The organism is Patescibacteria group bacterium, from assembly GCA_034659915.1.
Taxonomy (GTDB): Bacteria; Patescibacteriota; WWE3; order JAUXAW01; family JAYEID01; genus JAYEID01.
On sequence record JAYEID010000002.1, the window covers coordinates 54,866 to 69,833 of the forward strand.

Here is a 14,968-nt window from a genome sequence, read left to right on the forward strand (position 1 = left end):
AAGTAAGTGCTCCACGTTTGTTTGAAGTTTGAGGAGGTGATTATCTTTGGTAAAATAGGATATATATGGATTTAAAAGACATCTTTTTTTCTAGAGCGTTTTTTGTTTTTGTAATTTCTTTTTCTATATTTTTCTTTTCCTGGTTTTTTGTTTGTAAAACGGGTATTAACGATACCGCTATTCAAAGTCACGATACATTGCCAGCATTATTTATACCTGCTTCGGTCAGTGTAGAGGGAAACCTCGATTTGGATGAGTACTTTGAGATGCTCATTTCTGAGCATCCTCATCCAGACGGGGAAAGTATTCCCTTTTATTTAAGAGTAGTTGATGGTCATTTTTATTCCGCTTTTCCTGTTATTACAGGATTACTTGCTATTCCTGTTTATTTTGTTCCTCTCCAACTAGGGTTACCAGTTACTTTTGAAACTGTAGCATTGCTTGGCCACATTTCCGCCTCTTTTATTGTTGCGCTATCTGCAGTGTTTATATATTTGATCTTTCGGCGGATGGCGGTAAGCGGAAGGCGACCTGTGATTCTTGCGTTGGTTTACGCATTAGGCACGTGCTCTTTTGCTCTTACTTCCCAGGGCTTGTGGCAGCATACTGCTAGTCAGCTTATGCTTTCTTTGGCTTTGTACTTCCTTGTTTTGGGATTTGATTCTCCAAATAAAGCACCCTGGTCGGGACTTTTTTTAAGCTTGGCAACTCTTGCTCGTCCAACAGGAGCTGTGGCAGTTTTGTTGCTGTCTTTGTATTTTCTACTTCGTTACAGTTGGGTTAATTTTTTAAAATATGTTTCTCTTGGTCTTTTTCCTGTTGCTGTTTTTTTGGCTGTCCCTGGTATGCATAAAGGTGTTTTTGCTGGTTATGCTTCTCAAGTTGGTTCCAATTGGACAGCACCCTTTCCACAGGGGTTTTTAGGAGTTTGGTTTTCTCCAAGCAAAGGCGTGCTAATCTATTCGCCCGTTTTTCTGTTTTCGTTTGTGAGTGTATGGATTTTAGTCGCTGATGAGTTAGCTGATAAAAATCCTAAATCCGAAACTCTAAATCCTAAACAAATACAAAATTCAAATGACAAAAATTCAAAACGTTTTGAAAATTTGAATTTAGGTAATTCGGATTTGTTTAGGATTTCGGATTTCGTGCTTCGAATTTGCCGACGTATAGAAGCGCGGGGGAAACTTGTTTTATTTTACTTTGTGTTTCTGTGCGTGTTTGTCCATTCCTTTGTCGTCGGCAAGTGGTACCATTGGTATGGTGGTTGGGCTTTTGGATATCGGATGATGAGTGATATGATTCCTTTTCTTGCCTTTTTGTGGGTACCTTTTGTTAAATCTGAGTATTGGAATAAGTTAAAATATTGGTTTTACTTGGCAGCTGTATGGTCAGTGGGAATTCAGCTTGCAGGGATAGCTTTTTTTGATGGTGTTTGGCACAACTTGTTTGATGAGGGGCCTGATCAGCAGGCTTGGCTTTGGTCAGTCAAGAACAGCGAGATGCTTTATTACGTGCGACGGCTAATTGCAAAACTGCAAGGAAAGCCAACCAGTTTGGTAAGATAAGTTTTATGAAGTTCAAATTTCAAAATCCAAATATCAAATGAATGACAGATGTCAAAATTCAAAGAAGAGCTATTATGATCTTGAGGAGAGAACAGCTAAATTTGGAGAAGCTATTATTGATTTTGCTAGAAAGATTAAAGTGGAACAATAAATAGAGTGTTGGTTAGTCATGTGGTTAGAGCAGGAACGAGCATTGGGGCAAATTATATGGAGGCTGATGGTGCAGAGTCAAAAAAAGATTTCAAGCATAAAATAGCTTTGTGTAAGAAGGAAGCAAAGGAAACAAAGCATTGACTGAGAATGATTTCAAAAGCAGCGCCACGCTACTCTAAGCAATGTAAAGTTCTTTGGCAGGAGGCACAGGAATTAACTTTGATATTTTCAGCTATTTTGCTAGGTAAGAAGAAAAAGTAAGGGTTTTCTGTTTTGTAATTTGGGTTTTGACATTGAATTGACATTTGAGCTTTTTAATTTGAAATTTTTCCAATGAAAATTATTTTTCTTTCTAACCAACTCTTCGACTACCCTTTAAAGACCAACAAATGGCACGTGGCTACCCGGGTGGCTGAGCGGGGGCATCGAGTTCTTTTTATTGATCCTCCAATTCGTTTTCGCAAAGTAATAAAACAAATTTTCCAAGGGCGTTGGGGTTTGGGAAGGTTACTTTCAGGGTTTTACGCTCCGGTCGGCAATTCCCCAAAGCCAGGTTCTGGGACTGGTCTTAGAACCTGGCTTTTGTCCTTGCCGATCGCTACTTTAAAAGTCTTTACCCCTCTGACCTCTGTGCCTTCCGAATCACCAAACCTTACTCGTTTCAACGTTAACCGAATGAAAAGGAGGGTTCCGGAATTTTTTGATGGCGAAGCTATCCTTTGGGTTTATAATCCAGCAATGATTGAGTATATTGAGAAGATACCACACAAGTTATTGGTCTATGATTGTGTGGATGATTATCCTTCTATGGCTAATTACCAGCGGCTGGGGCTTTCTGATGAGATTGCGAAGAAGGAGGAGCAGATTGCGAGCCGTGCTGACCTTATTTTTGCAACAACTAAAAATTTGGCGGAGAAGCTCCGGCAGCGGAATGACAACGTTTATTACGTGGGAAATGCGGGAGACTATGCACGCTTTGCCCCTGCGGCTAAAGCGGAAATTATAACCCGCCAGCCCGCTTCACCGAATCGAGGCGAGCCGGCGGACAAATTTCAAATTTCAAATGAAGGAGAAGAAAGAAGAACCGGCGAGGAAAAGTTGCCAAAGGAAAGTCCCGTCCTTGCGGCTCAAAGGACGGGATTTTCCGGAGTACCAAAACCAATTATCGGCTTTACCGGAGCAATTGACGATTACAAAGTGAACCTCCCTCTTCTTGTTCGAGTTGCTAAGGACCATCCGGAAAAATCTTTAGTTTTGGTAGGACCAACTGGAGTAGCGGGCGACCAGCCTGATCTTTGTGACCTTAAAGGACTTGAAAATGTTTATTTTATTGGCGAACGTCCGTATGAAGAAATGCCCGCGTTTTTTGCCCGGTTTGATGTTTACATTATTCCCTATAATCTAAACGACTATACGGTAAAGGGTTGTTTTCCGGTTAAGTTTTTGGATGCTTTGGCGGCTGGATTGCCCACTGTGGTTACCAATCTCCCTGCCTACGAAGATTTTGCTGACGTTTCTTATATTGCTGGAGATGACGAGGAGTTTGGTAAGTTGATTCAAAAAGCATTAGACGAAAATTCCAAGGAGAAAGTAGAGAAGCGTATGCGCATTGCTCGTCAAAATTCATGGAACAATAAGGTGGAAAAAATGCTTCAGATTGTTACTTCAAAGCTTTCTTCGTAGTGTATACATTGCGACCCTTTCATATATAGGTTATAATTTGGTTTAGGTTCAGGATATATAGTTTGGTTTGAGATGTAGAGTACAAGAGGGGGTAATAGCGGTGAATGATGAATGGGTGGGTCGGGTAATAGGGTGTTTGGAAGATTGGGATTTTGAGTCTGCTTTGAAAGAGGCAGAGGAAGCTTTGGAGGTTGCAGATACTCCTGAGAAGAGAGGTGAGGTTTACTTGTTAATTTCAGCTGTGGCTGAGCACACAGGGGATCGAGGTAAAAGGGGAGAAGCCCTATTTAAGGCTCTAGAGATATTTAGATCCTTAGGTGATAGAGCTAAGGAGATTCAAGTCTTGGCTCTTATTGCTGATGCTCATTTAGAAAGGGAAGCAGAGTCAGCAGTTGATGATGCGCTCAATTGCTATAGTGAGGCATTAAAAATTGCTTTGCACGATAAAGCGCTATATCGACAGCTGTTGCCTCGCATTTTGAGTGGTGTGGGCAGTGCTCTTGTAGTTAGGGATTCGGAGTTGTCGAGAGAATTTTTCAAGCTTAGTTCCCGGCTTGAAGAAAAGTACAAGGAGGAGCTAGAGAGTGACTAAGGCAGATCTACAGCGAGTGGTTTTTGGTTTTGTCATAATTTTCTTGTTGGGGATACATATAGTGATTGCAATGTTTATACCCTTGCCGGAAAGGTTTCCAATACTGGTGTACGCGATTCTTGCAATCTTGGCTGTTATCTGTGTAGGCTTGCTGATAATTGCATATGCGGCATTAGTAAGAAGGGAGTGGGGAACGGGATGCGGTGCTGTCGGTTTCTACTTGATTATAATGTTGCTGGCATTAAGGCAGTATATATAGTTTTCAACATGAGCAGGGAAGCTCGAAGGAGTATCCCTGCTTTTTTTTTTTTTTTTTTTTTTGGAAGGCGAAGAACTGGGTTTTAATAGTTATTAAAAATCTTTCTAATAATTTCTTCTAGGTGTGGTTCATCAATAGACAAATCGTCTACAGGAAATTCAGAAAGTAGTTTTGCTGCTCTTTCCGTTGCTTCTTTTCTGGGAACTTGAATAATTGCTTTATGTGGTGTGAATTCAGTTACTTTACCTATTTTCTCGAGGTCTTTTTCTTTTACATCATTTCCAAAGATCACAACTAATATTTTGTAAGTGGCGTGATCAGTAATTAGTTTTTTAACGGGTCCATCGAAGGCAAGAGCGCCTTTGTTTATCATAATTACCCTCTCGCATAGGCTTCTGACATCTTCCATGTAGTGGCTGGTGAGAATAATTGTTGCTTTGTATCTTTTGTTATATTCCTGAATAAAATCGCGAATTTTCTTTTGCATTACTACGTCCAAACCAATTGTTGGCTCGTCAAGAAAGAGAACTTTTGGTTGGTGGAGGAGTGAGGCGATCAGCTCGCACTTCATTCTTTGTCCCAGGGAAAGCTTTCGAACTTGCACGTCTAAAATCTCTCCAATATCTAAAAGTTCAACAAGTTCATTCAGAGTTTCTCTATATTGTTTTTCCGGAACCTCGTAGATTTCTTTATTCAGCCGAAAAGTTTCCTGGGCCGGCAGATCCCACCAGAGTTGGTTTTTTTGTCCCATGACCAGAGAAATTTGTTTTTTAAACTCGTTTTTCCGGTCTTTTGGTTCGTAGTCTAGAACGGTCACTTCGCCTGCGGTAGGGTAGAGGAGCCCAGAAAGACATTTTAAGGTTGTTGTTTTCCCTGCGCCATTAGGACCGATAAAACCAACCAGTTCCCCCTCGTCAATTGAAAAATTGATCCCGTCCACCGCTTTTACGTTTACGTACTTTCGTTTAATTAAAGATTTTAGGGAACCCTTTAGTCCGGGTTCTTTATGAAAAACTCTGTAATATTTTTTTAAATTTTTAACTGCAATTGCCGCCATTGGGTGAATTGTAGCATAGTCCTATTTAGTAAACCCTTTTCTTATTATGACTATTGTTACAATAATATCTAGAGGCTGCCTCTAGATAAGGTTGTTTTTACAGTGTGTTCTTGAATTGTTCTCGTAAATGCTTTTTGTAAGCCTTTTTTTGAGATCTGAACTTTTGGAACCAACCAAAATCATCATCTAAGGCTACTGTTTCTAGACGTAGAGGCTCAAATTCGTCGACTTCAGCCATGACAAATTCCAAGTATTCTCTAGGGGACTTAAACAAGCTAGTTACAACTTGGGGGTTAATAAAATTGCCATAATTTTCTTCTAGGTATGTAGATAAGCTAGACCACGGGTACTCAACTAGTTTATTTTTGCTTTCCAGCCTGAGCTTACGTGGGTTAATGTGTTGATATCGAGTTAGATGTACCAACTGTTCATTTGATTCTATTAGAACACTTTTGTAAGGTCCTTCAAACAACCGGCCAGTTCTTTCTAGTCTAATATTAAAGTAGTTAGTGTATGCAACGCCAATTTTGTGCATGAAAAAAGAAATACCATCTTTTACTCGCTGTTTAAGTGTAATGTGGTAATGATTAGGCATTAAGCAAAAGGAAATTATGTCTACTGGAGGCTTGATTCGTTTTTGTTCTAAGTGTTTTAGAATTGTCTGTTTGCTGGGCTCTGTTTGTGACTGTTTAAGTCGTTTTAGTAGGGTACTGTAAGGATAATCGTATTTTAAGTAATGCTTAAGGAGGAAAATAAAACGTTTGTAGTAACTGGGGTCAGGAAATGTTTCGCGCTTTTCTACTCCTCGGTTGTATATGTGGTAGATTCTCCCTGTTCTTAAAGGGTTTCTATCCATCGAGTTAATGATACTCAATCTTTTATCTTTTGTAAAGCTTTTAATTGTTTTTTTGTTGTTGGTGAAGGGATATCTAGAGGCTGCCTCTAGATAAGGTTGCCCTTATAAGTAGTTTATTCAGGGTGGTGTTTTGGAAGTGTTTAGGTGGTTAGGAGGAGGCGGAGTTGTAGTGGCGGAGGGCAAAATGCCAGAAGCGGTTGGATAGGTAAAGGAGAATGAGGGCGGCGGTGGGGAGCCAGAAAGTTTCAAAAAGGCCGGCTTTGTTCAAGAGCACTTTTGTTGGTACGGCGGCTAGGATAAGTAGAGGTATGATAAGGGTGAAAAAAAGCATTGCCGATCTACTGAAGATTTCGGGTGGGTAGCGGGAGAAGCCGTAGAGGCTGATAAAAACTTCGTGGATTTCTCTGAGTTGAGGAAACCAGATGGCTGGCGTAACGCTAATGAACCATAGTGCATAGCACAAAATTACACTGCAGAAAATGAAAGATGCGTAGGTGAAAATGATTGGTATTGAGGGGGAAAGGTTAAGATTGCCAAGGCTATATATTATGATAAATAGGCCACTTACTAGAGGGGTTACGGTGAATAATCGAATTTCACGGGTTGAGACATAGAATTGGGATGATACGGGGAATAAGAGTGAAAAATCAAGGGTACCTTTTCGGACGTGTTGGACAACCCCGTGCATATTTTTGATGAAGGGGCCGAAGTACAATCCGCGGATAATATTAGCTGTTCCATATAGAAGCAGAATTTCCTGGTAATCCCACCCGCCTAGGGAAGTAATTTGCCCGAAAATGATGTGTAACCCGAGAACTCCAATAGTTACGTTAATCAGTTCCGCGATAGTGTGGGAGATGAAGTTCACCCTAAACATAGATTCTTTGATAAAGGCATTTTTTATAAATTGTAAGTAGAGTTTTATGTATCTTTTCATGATTTTTTGATCGAAACCTTTAGGGATTGCTTCGCAAACCCTAAAGGATTCTCTGGTTTGCTAACTTCCGTAGGCTTCGTGGCGACGGATTCCAAAGTGCCAGATGATTTTTAAGATAATATAGAAAGACAGTACCCAAAGTGCTTGAACAAAGAGACCCACGCCAATTTCTAGCATAGTAAGTTTTCCTAAATAGACGTCAATTGGGAAGGCATAAAGATAACGAAATGGTAGTGCGTTGAGGACCTTTTGCCAGGAAGTGGGGAAGGCAGAGAGTGGAAGAAGGGCGCCGCCAACAAATTTGGAAATTGAGCCAATAAGATAGAACAAACCACTGATTTCTGTTGTCCAAAAACCGGAAAGACCAATTATTGATGTGTAGAAAAGATTTAAAAAAAGAGTTAGGGGAAGGACAAGGAGAAAAATCAAAGCCAGGTGTTGAAGGGAATTTGGTGGCAGGAGATAATTTTTGTAAATCCAAGCGAGCCCGATAAATACTGGTAGGCTGAGAATTGTATCAGCAATAAGGCGGGAGCCAAAAGCTTTTAAAAAACGAAAATGCAGGTAATGGAAGGGGAGAAGAAGGTAGTTGTTAATCTCCCCCGTCCCGATGTCGTGACTTATTCTCCAATGGATTGATAAGCTGGTTCTGTTCAAAAGAAATGAGAGAAAGCTGTAGGTAACCATTTCTTGTAAGGTATAGTTGCTAATCTGTTGGTTTGCATTGTAAACTGCCTGCCAGATAAGGATGGTTGTAACCAATGAAATTGCGGAAAGAGTTAACCTGAAGATTACTTTTGAGCGGGAAATTAACGTTTGTTCTATTGCAGTTTTTATTATTGCTTTTTCTTTTTTCATTGTTCTCTAGTTGTATTTAGTTCGCGGGTTAAATAACTCATCCGCCAATTCCTCAACCTTGCAGGTTCCAAAAACCTCCAAGGTTTTTCCTTGGCGGTTCTTTGCTTTAGATTTTTCAGATCTCATTTAGTTTATCATAAAGGCTGTTTCATGCTATCATTTCCTTGATGAAAATTTGTTATGTTTTAAATTCGGGAGACCCCGGTGGGGTGGAACAACACGTTTTGGACCTGACGCGGGGAATGGTTGAACGTGGGCACGAGGTTTATGTGGTTTGTCCTTGGGGAAAGATGGTTAATAAATATTTTGAAATTGGAGCCCAAGTGCGGATAGATAAGCCCCAACTTGATGTTGACCCCTTTTATATTTCACGGTTGGCCCGGTTTATTAATAAGATTCAACCGGATATTTTACATGTGCATATGTTGAAGACAACGGTGAACGGGTTGATTGCGTCTAAGGTTTTTAGATTGTCTTCTCGTATTTTGGGACAGCCCGGTTCCCCAACTTCCGCAGGAGAAGCCCCTGGGGCTGAGAAATGCGGTGCCCCTTCCTTGCCGGCTTCTTCATTGCCCTATACAGTTGCGCATATCCATACACCTCTTCCTGAGTGGCAAATTCCCGGGTGGAAGAAGAAGTTAAATATTTTTGTAAATAGGATAATTTCTAATTGGGCGGCAGATGTGGTTATTGCTCTTACCGAATCTCGGAAAAGGGTTAAGATTGAAGGGGAGGGGATAGATCCAAAAAAGATACGCGTGATACCAAACGGAGTGGACACAAAAAATATCAAATTACAAATTTCAAATGACAAAGCAGATTACAGAAAGAAGTTGGGAATAAGGGAGGATGCTATTTTGGTAGGGACGCTATCTCGGCTGACAGTAGAGAAGGGAATAAGTTATTTAATTGAGGCAGTTCCTAAATGGCCAACATACAAAATACAAGATACTAAATGCGAAATACTAATTGGGGGGTCGGGGGAGTTGAGAGAGGAATTGGAGGACAGGGCGCGGGAGTTGGGATTACAAGTTTGTGTAGAAGAAAAGTCCGCTGCAGAAGAAGCCCCAGGGGCTGAAGAATGCGGCGGTTCAGGTACAACGGTTCGGTTTCTTGGTTTTGTGCCCGAAGATGAGAAGTGGGATTATCTTGCTGCTTTGGATATTTTTGTTTTTCCTTCCCTTGCCGAGGGTTTTGGAATTTCTCTTATTGAGGCAATGGTAACTGGGTGTGCTTGTCTGGCTTCTGATTTGGAAGTTCTTCAGGAAGTAGGCGGGGAGACAGTTGAATTTTTTAGAGCTGGTGATCCGCAGAATTTAGCAAAGAGGCTGGCTGTTTTAATTAAGGACAAGGAGAAAAGGCAAAGTCTTGGGGATCGTGCTCAAAAGAGGGTGGAAAAAAAATATTCCCTGGAGTTGGTTTTGGATAATTACGAAAATCTTTATAAAGAGTTACGTTTAAATTTTTCTTAATATGAATAGCAATGAGATAAGTAGGTTACATGAATTGGAGAAATATTATTGGTGGCACGTTGGCCGAAAAAGAATTTTGGAAACTTTTTTAAAGAGAATATCTTTACCGAAAGATTCTAAGATTTTAGATGTAGGTTGTGGAACTGGAGAGACAACCAAAATTTTTGAAGATTATGGGAAAGTTTGGGGTGTTGATGTTTCAGACAAAGCTTTGGAGTTTTGCCGAAAGCAAGGATTGCAAAATCTTAGGCAAAGTGGTGCTCGCCATCTTCCTTTTGAAGACAGATTTTTTGATGTTGTTGCAATGTTGGATATTTTGGAACATATAGAAGAGGATGAGGAAGCATTGCGGGAAGTTTATCGTGTGCTTAAAGGCCATGGTTATTTACTTATAACAGTTCCAGCTTGGCAGTTTTTGTGGAGTGACCACGATGAGGCGTTAGAGCACAAACGCCGGTATATACATTTTGAGTTACGCAGCAAGTTAGAAAAAGCTGACTTTAAGATTCAAAGGTTAAGTTATGCAATTATGTTTTTATCCTTTCCAATAGTTTTCTGGCGCTTGTTTCAAAAAATTTTTGTGCAAAGTTCGTATCCTAAGACTTCTTATGTTGTTCTTCCTCCTTGGCTAAATACTTTTTTTATTTTTTTACTTAGGCTAGAAGCAAGATTGTTAAAATATATCAACTTGCCATTTGGAATTTCTTTGGTATGTTTAGTCCGTAAGAAGTGATTGTAGAGGTTCAAGGACTGTGGTTGCAGAAGGCAAATTACTGGTTATTAATTACAATGAGAGTTTTATTTCAATCTCGGATAGATTTATTTGACCGCCGTGGAGGAGATACTGTGCAAATGGAAAGGACTGCACAGGAACTTAATAAACTCAGCGTAGATGTAGATATTGATTGTTCCCCAAGAAAGAATCTGTCTCAGTATGATTTGGTTCACCTTTTTAATATTGATTGGCCAGCCAATGTTTATCTGTGTGCAAGAAATGCGAAAAAACAAGGTAAACCTATTGTTCTTTCACCTATCCACCATTCTTTTGAAGAAATAGAACGTTACGAAAGGGAATATCAGTTCGGTCTCCGGCGCATAGTTAATCTACTTTTTAGAGGGCGAGAACAACGCGAAAAATTTAAAGATTTTTATCGGGCAGTAGTTGATCCAAAGAAAATACCTTCGACGATTGTCGAATTTAAGAAGGGAGTTATGGAGGAACAGCGGGAGCTTCTGGGAATGGTGCATGCCGTTTTGGTGCAAACAGAAGCAGAGACAGCTGATATTGTGGAGGATTTTGGTGTGTGTTTTTCGATCGCCGCAGGAGAAGCCCCTGGGGCTTCCAGAGTTCTAGCCCCAGGGGCTAGGGAATGCGGGGGCCGTGTTTACAAGGTGGTAAATGGTGTGGACCAGCGTTTTGCAAACGCTATGCCCGATTGGTTTATAGAGAACTACGGGTGGGAGGATTTTGTGGTTTGCGTGGGCAGGGTTGAACCTCGTAAAAACCAGTTAGCAGTAATTGCTGCCGGTTTCCGTTTGCGGGAGAGGCAAGTCCCGTCCTTTTCGCAAGGACGGGACTTTCAAACTCCCCAACTCCTCTTTGTTGGGAAGATTTCCTGGCGTCATCCGGAATATGCCTTGCGTTTTAAGAACTTGGTTAGAAAATATAATTGGATTAAACACATTGAAAGTATCCCTTATAAAAAGATGGGTTCGGTTTATGCAGCAGCAAACACCCACGTTTCTGCTAGTTGGTTTGAAACTACTGGTTTGGTAAGCTTAGAAGCAGGGCTTGCCGGTTGTAATGTTGTTGCTGCGGGAGATAGAGCCCGAGATTATCTTGGCGATTTCGCGTTTTATTGCGATCCCGGAAAATTGGATTCTGTTACTAAGGCAATTTCTAAAGCAATGCAGAACAAGCCCTCACCGTTATTGAAGCCACACATTTTAGAAAACTTTACTTGGGACAAAACTGCGGAGCAAACATTGGCTGTGTACAGAACAGTGCTTGGTGTTGATTAGATTTAAGTACTTAGGGTTTATTTAGATCTTGAAATTTTGAATTTGGGAGTTTATTTTTATGGATTTATATCTTATCTTTGGAATTCTTATATTCCTTCTTGCACTTTATTTGGGGATTTGCGATCCCAAGAAAGGGCTGTTGCTTTTAGTTTTTTTGCTCCCTTTCAACCACAAGGAAACTCTTGGATTTATCCTTTGGAATTTAACACCACCGCGGGTTTTTTTGGTTGGTCTTGGTTTCGGATTTTTAATTTATGCTTTGCGTAATGTTCGGGATTGGCAGGAGTGGCTTAGACAGTTTTTAGGAGATACTTTTTTTGTCTTTCTTTTCTTGCTTTGGGCAGTGCAAGGGATTTCTTTATTTCGCGCAATAAATTTAGAGATGGGCTTTGGAATGTGGGGGTTTTCTACGGCTGTTTTAGCATTGTATATAATTTTCCACTTTTTGGTAGTAAAGTATGGTGAATCGTTTTTAAAGCAAACAAAGAGATTGTATTTACAATTAGGTCTGGTTATAGGTGCTTTTGGTATTGCGCAGTTAATTCTCTTTTTGACGCAGGATATAGTTTTTCTTGGAATTTGGCCAATTGAGGACGGGTTGGCAAGAGTAGGCTCAACTTTTTGGGATGTAAACCATTTTGCTGCTTTTTCTGCTAGTATTGCACTGCTTTTCTTTGGTCGGTATGTGTTTGCTAGTGGTCGTGAAGCATCTTTAAACTTTGTAGCGTTTTTATTTATGGTGTTGATGGTGGGACTGAGTTCATCACAGAGTGGTATGGTTTTTTTGGTGGTAGGCTTTCTTGTAATTAGTTTTTTTCTCCTTTTTCAGAATTATCAGCATAAATATTCTTTGATTTTTGGACTAGCTATATTTCTCTTAGTGGGCGCTGGAGGGTATTTCTTTCACTTAGGTCTTACTGGTGAAAGTAATTTGTGGCAGGTTTTGAAAGTTAATCTTACCCTTTATGACGATTCTGTTGCTGCGCATTATCATTTAGCCCAGGGAGCTTTGGAAATTTTTAAAGAACGTCCTCTGCTTGGTTGTGGTTATGGCAGCTTCAGTGAAACTTTTAGAAATACTTCTGTTATCAACACCTATTTGGAAAGGGATCCCATTGGAGACAAGCGAATACCTCCACACAGTATTTGGTTTGGTGCGTTGTCCGAGACTGGTGCGCTAGGATTTTTTGTGTTTTTAGGTTTGTTTGCTGTACTTTTCCTGAGATGTTTTAGAAATATTTTCAAAGCGCAAAATGGGAGTCAGTTTGTTCAAAACTCAGTGTACTTAGGTATTTTAATGGGGGTTAGTGCTGCGGGTTTGGTATATTCATATAACCTTTTGTTTTTCTGGTTTTTGCTCTTTATTATTCAGGAATATTCTTTTCAGGATGCATTATCTTTAGCTGGAGTTAGGTTTTGGCCAAAATTCAAAGATTGGGTTATTTGTCACAAAGAGAAACTAATTTTAATCTTTCTAGTGTTGTTTTCAGGTACTTTTGTTTTCTGGTTTTTGTGGCGAAATGCTCTTATTCCTTGGGACGAGGCTATATATGCTGGAGTTTCCCGAGAGATGGTTGAGGGTGGTGATATTTTTACTTTGCATTGGAATCGCGAGCCGTTTTTTGAAAAGCCGCCTCTATTCTTTTGGTTGCAAGCAATATCTTTTGTTTATTTTGACTTCAAACCTTTTGCTGCACGATTATCAGTAGCACTGTTTGGAATTTTAGGCGTGGTAATGACCTACCTTTTTGGGAAAAAGCTATTCTCAAGGAGGGTGGGTTTTTTCGGAAGTTTGTTTTTGGCAACAACTATTCATTGGGTTGCATGGTCGCGTACAGCTATGCTTGATGTTCCTGCAGCAGTTTTGATTTTAATTTCATTGTACTTCTTTTGGTTAGCGTTCTGTGAATGGAAAGACCCTTCTTCTCAACGCTCGCAAGGACGGGTCTTTCCAAAGTATAAAAACTGGATTTTGTTTGGTGTGTTTTTGGGACTAACAGTTTTGATGAAAGGGATCGTTGCTGTTATACCTTTGGTGGTAGTAATTGCTTTTATAGTTGTTTTCCAGATTATACAAGCTGCAGTTTTAAGAGATAAGCAACGGAATTTTAAATTTTTAATTTTAAATTTTCAAATAGTGAAAAAGGTAATTGGTAATTGGTTATTAAAAATTGGCAATGCTTTTCCTCTCTTTTTGTTTACTACTCTTTCTTTTCTAATTGTTGCTGTTCCGTGGCATTGGTTAATGATTATTAAGCATGGAGATTCTTTTGTTAAGGAGTATTTTGGTTACCATGTTCTAGAGCGAGCATCAGAAAGTATTGAAATGCATGGTCGACCTTTTTGGTGGTTTAATGTTGTGATTCGACATTGGGCACGGTATTGGTATGTGGTGGGTGTGATTGCGTTTTTTGTTCTTGTTTTAAGCTTAGGTTTTTTTGTTTGGAAAAAGTGGAGGAGTAACGAACTAGATCCTTTTCAAAGGTTACATCCGAAATTAAGAAGTTTAATCACAGCGGTTTTTGAAATTAAAGAAAGGCATGAGTTTGAGGCTGGAGTTTTTATATTTTTATGGCTGGTATTAACATTTTTCATTTTTAGCTTTTCCAAGTCTAAAATTCAGTGGTATATTATGCCCATATACCCGCCGTTGGCGTTGCTTTGTGGTTGGTTTACAGAGAGGCTTTATAAGTGGTTTCGAGATTTTTCTGAACATGTGATTAGCCAGCGGGGGAATGTCAAATTAAAAAAGTCAAATACCAAAAATGTTTGGTTTTCTGTTTGTAATTTGGTTTTTGAAATTTGTAATTTCGGTGGCCGTGTTGGTTCTACGTTATTGATAGCAGCGGTAATATTGTTTGTCGGAGTATTTGGGTTATTTATGAACCGCCGTAAGTGGTTTCCGGAAAATTTAAATAAACAAGTGGCTGAGCTTTCCGATTATGTTTGGCGTATTTCCGGACCGCCTAAGAAATTTTATGTTGCTGATGTACCACCACCACTCCCAATTTTCTATTCTGGGCTAAAGGTTAACACTGTTACAGACGAGGAAATAAAGGGGGCTTTGAAAAAACCACCGGTTGCAGTACTTTCGAAGCAAGGTACGTATAAGGATGTTTTGGAAGAGTTGCAGGAAGAGGGAAGGGTGCCACCAATAGAGTTTAAGGAAACTGAGGATTACATTCTTTACGGGTATTAAGGAGGTGATATTCCGTAAACCCCGTAGCTGCGGGCTCGGAAAGACCCGTCCTTGCGAATGCTGTTTATGAAAATAGGAATTGATGCGCGCTTTTGGGGCCATGCTGGTCCTGGGCGTTATGTAAAAAATTTAATTTTGGCTTTGGAGAAACAAGACCAGGGTAATGATTATATTATTTTTTTAAATTCAGATGAATTTGAAAAATATACTCCAAGTAGGAATAATTTTCGCAAAGTAAAGGTTAACGCGCGCTGGTATTCATTTCTAGAGCAGCTTAAGCTTCCCTTCTTGTTTTCAAGGGAAAATTTAGATCTT

At 39.9% G+C, this 14,968-nt stretch carries 14 protein-coding genes; 10 read left to right on the forward strand and 4 right to left on the reverse strand.

Annotated features, from left to right (window positions below; genetic code table 11):
* Positions 1–65: 65 nt before the first annotated feature.
* The 5 genes from U9M98_00345 to U9M98_00365 all read left to right on the forward strand — a co-directional run bounded on the left by U9M98_00345 (position 66) and on the right by U9M98_00365 (position 4,252).
* Positions 66–1,565, forward strand: a complete 1,500-nt coding sequence (locus U9M98_00345) for a hypothetical protein (GenBank protein MEA2020166.1) — start codon at positions 66–68, stop codon at positions 1,563–1,565.
* A gap of 207 nt (positions 1,566–1,772) precedes the next feature.
* A complete protein-coding gene (locus U9M98_00350; GenBank protein ID MEA2020167.1) occupies positions 1,773–1,859 on the forward strand; it encodes a hypothetical protein in 87 nt (28 codons plus the stop codon).
* Between the two features lie 192 nt (positions 1,860–2,051).
* Positions 2,052–3,401, forward strand: coding sequence for a glycosyltransferase (locus U9M98_00355; GenBank protein ID MEA2020168.1), 1,350 nt, complete (start codon positions 2,052–2,054; stop codon positions 3,399–3,401).
* A 100-nt stretch (positions 3,402–3,501) separates the two neighbouring features.
* Complete coding sequence (locus tag U9M98_00360; protein ID MEA2020169.1) at positions 3,502–3,993, forward strand: hypothetical protein; 492 nt, start codon at positions 3,502–3,504, stop codon at positions 3,991–3,993.
* A complete protein-coding gene (locus tag U9M98_00365; protein MEA2020170.1) occupies positions 3,986–4,252 on the forward strand; it encodes a hypothetical protein in 267 nt (88 codons plus the stop codon). Before U9M98_00360 ends, U9M98_00365 begins: the two co-directional genes overlap by 8 nt.
* 82 nt (positions 4,253–4,334) lie before the next feature.
* Here U9M98_00365 and U9M98_00370 read toward each other — a convergent pair whose 3' ends face one another.
* From U9M98_00370 to U9M98_00385, 4 genes are all read right to left on the reverse strand, one after another.
* Complete coding sequence (locus tag U9M98_00370; protein MEA2020171.1) at positions 4,335–5,309, reverse strand: ATP-binding cassette domain-containing protein; 975 nt, start codon at positions 5,307–5,309, stop codon at positions 4,335–4,337.
* A 97-nt stretch (positions 5,310–5,406) separates the two neighbouring features.
* A complete protein-coding gene (locus U9M98_00375; protein MEA2020172.1) occupies positions 5,407–6,165 on the reverse strand; it encodes a transposase in 759 nt (252 codons plus the stop codon).
* 148 nt (positions 6,166–6,313) lie between these two features.
* A complete protein-coding gene (locus tag U9M98_00380; protein ID MEA2020173.1) occupies positions 6,314–7,102 on the reverse strand; it encodes an ABC-2 family transporter protein in 789 nt (262 codons plus the stop codon).
* A gap of 60 nt (positions 7,103–7,162) precedes the next feature.
* Complete coding sequence (locus U9M98_00385; protein ID MEA2020174.1) at positions 7,163–7,960, reverse strand: ABC-2 family transporter protein; 798 nt, start codon at positions 7,958–7,960, stop codon at positions 7,163–7,165.
* A gap of 167 nt (positions 7,961–8,127) precedes the next feature.
* Between U9M98_00385 and U9M98_00390 the strand changes: the two genes are divergently transcribed.
* The 5 genes from U9M98_00390 to U9M98_00410 all read left to right on the forward strand — a co-directional run.
* Complete coding sequence (locus U9M98_00390) at positions 8,128–9,432, forward strand: glycosyltransferase family 4 protein (GenBank protein ID MEA2020175.1); 1,305 nt, start codon at positions 8,128–8,130, stop codon at positions 9,430–9,432.
* 1 nt (position 9,433) lies between these two features.
* Positions 9,434–10,165: a class I SAM-dependent methyltransferase gene (locus tag U9M98_00395; GenBank protein MEA2020176.1), complete on the forward strand. Its 732-nt coding sequence runs from the start codon at positions 9,434–9,436 to the stop codon at positions 10,163–10,165.
* Between the two features lie 56 nt (positions 10,166–10,221).
* Positions 10,222–11,454 (forward strand): glycosyltransferase, encoded by a 1,233-nt coding sequence (locus tag U9M98_00400; GenBank protein MEA2020177.1) that lies wholly within the window; start codon positions 10,222–10,224, stop codon positions 11,452–11,454.
* A 58-nt stretch (positions 11,455–11,512) separates the two neighbouring features.
* Positions 11,513–14,653, forward strand: a complete 3,141-nt coding sequence (locus U9M98_00405; GenBank protein ID MEA2020178.1) for a glycosyltransferase family 39 protein — start codon at positions 11,513–11,515, stop codon at positions 14,651–14,653.
* A 66-nt stretch (positions 14,654–14,719) separates the two neighbouring features.
* Positions 14,720–14,968, forward strand: a 249-nt coding sequence (locus U9M98_00410; protein ID MEA2020179.1) for a hypothetical protein, incomplete at its 3' end; no start/stop codon positions are given.

Bases quoted from the DNA above. Each gene is read 5' to 3' on its own strand.
- U9M98_00345 (MEA2020166.1), top strand. From the start codon at position 66: ATGGATTTAAAAGACATCTTTTTTTCTAGAGCGTTTTTTGTTTTTGTA.
- U9M98_00350 (MEA2020167.1), top strand. From the start codon at position 1,773: ATGGAGGCTGATGGTGCAGAGTCAAAAAAAGATTTCAAGCATAAAATA.
- U9M98_00355 (MEA2020168.1), top strand. From the start codon at position 2,052: ATGAAAATTATTTTTCTTTCTAACCAACTCTTCGACTACCCTTTAAAG.
- U9M98_00370 (MEA2020171.1), bottom strand. From the start codon at position 5,309: ATGGCGGCAATTGCAGTTAAAAATTTAAAAAAATATTACAGAGTTTTT.
- U9M98_00375 (MEA2020172.1), bottom strand. From the start codon at position 6,165: ATGGATAGAAACCCTTTAAGAACAGGGAGAATCTACCACATATACAAC.
- U9M98_00380 (MEA2020173.1), bottom strand. From the start codon at position 7,102: ATGAAAAGATACATAAAACTCTACTTACAATTTATAAAAAATGCCTTT.
- U9M98_00385 (MEA2020174.1), bottom strand. From the start codon at position 7,960: ATGAAAAAAGAAAAAGCAATAATAAAAACTGCAATAGAACAAACGTTA.
- U9M98_00390 (MEA2020175.1), top strand. From the start codon at position 8,128: ATGAAAATTTGTTATGTTTTAAATTCGGGAGACCCCGGTGGGGTGGAA.
- U9M98_00395 (MEA2020176.1), top strand. From the start codon at position 9,434: ATGAATAGCAATGAGATAAGTAGGTTACATGAATTGGAGAAATATTAT.
- U9M98_00400 (MEA2020177.1), top strand. From the start codon at position 10,222: ATGAGAGTTTTATTTCAATCTCGGATAGATTTATTTGACCGCCGTGGA.
- U9M98_00405 (MEA2020178.1), top strand. From the start codon at position 11,513: ATGGATTTATATCTTATCTTTGGAATTCTTATATTCCTTCTTGCACTT.